This window comes from Flavobacterium sp., from assembly GCF_049318325.1.
Classification (GTDB): domain Bacteria; phylum Bacteroidota; class Bacteroidia; order Flavobacteriales; family Flavobacteriaceae; genus Flavobacterium.
Genome location: NZ_JBMOGQ010000197.1, coordinates 1 through 2,805, shown reverse-complemented (window position 1 = coordinate 2,805; position 2,805 = coordinate 1). Strand labels below are relative to the sequence as shown.

Below are 2,805 nucleotides of genomic sequence, written 5' to 3'. Positions count from 1 at the left end.
ATCGGCTTCTTTATTTTTATTGCTAAAACGAACATTTACTGAAATCGTCAATCTGCTTTGAGCTGCAGTTTGAGCTGCAGTGGCTTGCATCGGTGTTATTCGGTATTCTACAATTTCACCTTCATAAAGCAAGTCTCCATTTGAATTAGTCAAACTCAAATTGGTTTGATTTTGAATAATTTCCTGAAGTTCTATGGTAAATCTACGTTCAATTCCGGGTTCAATTAGTTCTGCATTATTTTGAAAATAATTAACCTGAAACGTCTTGGCATCAATTGGCTTAGCCCCAGTGAAGTTGTATACAGAACAACTATTGACGCAAATTGCCAGAATTAAAAAAGAAATTAATTTTAAAAACTTCATGAAAACAATTAAAGACCGCTAAAGTAATTCTTTATTTTGAATTATGGAAGCACATCTCCCTGGTAGTAGTAATGAGAATTTGTAAGGATAGATTCAAAAAAGCCATTAGAATAATTTTCCTGTGAGAGTAATTCTATTTTATTACTTGGGTTAATTAGGATTCCAAAAGAATGAGACTCAGGATCTCCTAAAGCATAACTTTGATATTCTTTTGTGTTATTGGAAGAAATGCCCGAATTAAAAAAATTAGGTTCTAGTATTGATTTTATTTTCAATACTGGGAGTGTAGCAAATTTTAATGGGTTTACAACGTTTGAATAATTAAAATTTACTTCAACATCACTACTATTAGTTCCGAAACCTGACATACGCATTAAATTTCCATTTTCATATTGAAATGAAAATTCAGTTTGGACATCATCACTTTCATCAGGAAAATCAGAGAAATTTAAATAATGTGTTACTATTCCATCTGCATTTAAATCACAAGAAAAACTTTCGTTTCCTGCAGTGTAGTAATATCGGTTTTCCGAAACACTATAATTGTATTGTTTTCCATTTATACTTGTAATCTTGTTATTTGAATTGTAAGTAATAAGGTAGTTTTCTGTTGGTGAACCCAAACTATATTTTATATCTTGGACAATATTGTTATTTGCATCGTAAACAAATGATTCAATTAATTCGTTGTCAGAATTGGTTATACTGGTTACTAATCCTTCTGAATTAAAATTCCATCGTTTTTCAAATGTTGTTCCCGGATAAAAATCAACCCTTTTTAATAAATTTGGGTTGACAGTTGTACTACTATCATCATTACTACAAGATAATAATGTGATAATAATGGTAAAAAGTAAAATAATTTTTTTACCGACACGAGTTATTTCTTGATTAGAGCCTGAAAGGCAAGCGGATGCAATAATCTTTGATTTCATGGTAATCGATTTGGGTGGCGTAAACGTAAAAAAGGATTTGCTAAATAAAAAATTTACAGGTCGTACTGCTTAATTTTTCGATAAAGTGTTCTTTCAGAGATGCCTAATTCATCTGCCGCTGCTTTTCTTTTTCCTTTATGACGGTCCAAAGATTTCTTTATTAGTTCAATTTCTTTTTGTTCTAATTTTAATACTTCTTCTTCGTCAATGGTTTCTGCCATTAGGTAATTTGTATCGTCATCATCATCAAATTCCTCTTGTTCTGCATCATTTTGGGAAGCTATTTCTTTCAGTCTTGGTTCGTCAGCAAAATTGGAAACAGTTTCTTCTTTTTGTCCAAAAACTTTCTGAATTAAATTCTTGTTTGTTTCCTGCACTTTAGAACTTCCGTTTTGAATTAATTCTAATGTTAATTTTTTCAAATCATGCAAATCACTTTTCATGTCGAAAAGCACTTTGTATAAAATATCTCTTTCGGTTGAAAAATCATTTTCTGTTTTTTTTCCACTAATAATCGAAGGTAAAGTACTCCCTTCAGTAGGCAAATATGATTGTATTGTTGCCAACGAAATATCTCTATTGGTTTCCAAAACAGAAAGTTGTTCGGCAAAATTTCTAAGTTGACGAATGTTTCCGCTCCAACGGTATTTTTGTATAAATTGAATAGCTTCCTCACTCAGTTTCACCTGAGGCATTTTGTATTTATGGGCAAAATCGGAAGCGAATTTCCGAAACAATAAATGAATATCCTCTTTTCTGTCACGCAATGGTGGCAAAGGAATATCAACGGTACTCAAACGGTAGTATAAATCTTCACGGAATTTACCTTTCTCGATAGCATCAAATAAATTTACATTGGTCGCCGCAACGATACGAACATTGGTTTTTTGCACTTGTGACGAACCTACTTTCATAAATTCGCCGTTTTCCAAAACACGAAGTAAACGCACTTGAGTAGACAAAGGCAGTTCGCCTACTTCATCCAGGAAAATCGTTCCGCCATCGGCCACTTCAAAATAGCCCTGACGCTCCGCATTAGCCCCTGTGAACGAGCCTTTTTCATGCCCAAAAAGTTCGCTGTCAATCGTTCCTTCTGGTATAGCGCCACAGTTTACAGCAATGTATTTTCCATGTTTTCTATGCGAAAGCGAATGAATAATTCTTGGAATACTTTCTTTACCAACACCACTTTCACCCACCACCAATACCGAAATATCAGTAGGCGCAACTTGTATTGCTTTTTCTATAGCACGATTTAGTTTTGGGTCATTTCCAATAATCTCAAATCGTTGTTTTATGTTTTGAACTGTTTCCATTTTAATCAGTTGATAATTGATAATTAACAAAGGATAATTAATTTCTGCTTTTTAAAATTATCAATTATCCATTATCAATAATTCATTGTTTTAATTCATTTCACTATAGCCAATAGCCTCTCCAATCAGGGTTCCACTAGTACAATTCGTTATTTTTACATTTACAAAATCGCCAATTTTATAGTTTTCTC

The 2,805-nt window shown here is 32.8% G+C and carries 4 protein-coding genes; all 4 read right to left on the bottom strand.

Translation table 11 applies throughout. The annotated features are described in order from the left end of the window. On the bottom strand, positions 1 to 363 hold a 363-nt coding region (lptE, locus tag ACOYLP_RS11610; RefSeq protein WP_422856332.1), incomplete at its 3' end, for an LPS assembly lipoprotein LptE. Between the two features lie 41 nt (positions 364 to 404). Next, on the bottom strand, positions 405 to 1,298 hold the full coding sequence (locus ACOYLP_RS11605; protein ID WP_422856331.1) for a hypothetical protein: 894 nt from the start codon (positions 1,296 to 1,298) through the stop codon (positions 405 to 407). Positions 1,299 to 1,351: 53 nt separating this feature from the next. After that, positions 1,352 to 2,614 carry a sigma-54 interaction domain-containing protein gene (locus tag ACOYLP_RS11600; RefSeq protein WP_422856330.1) on the bottom strand — a complete coding sequence of 421 codons (1,263 nt, stop codon included), beginning with the start codon at positions 2,612 to 2,614 and terminating at the stop codon, positions 1,352 to 1,354. A gap of 90 nt (positions 2,615 to 2,704) precedes the next feature. After that, positions 2,705 to 2,805, bottom strand: a 101-nt coding sequence (locus tag ACOYLP_RS11595; RefSeq protein WP_422856333.1) for a TRAM domain-containing protein, incomplete at its 5' end; no start/stop codon positions are given.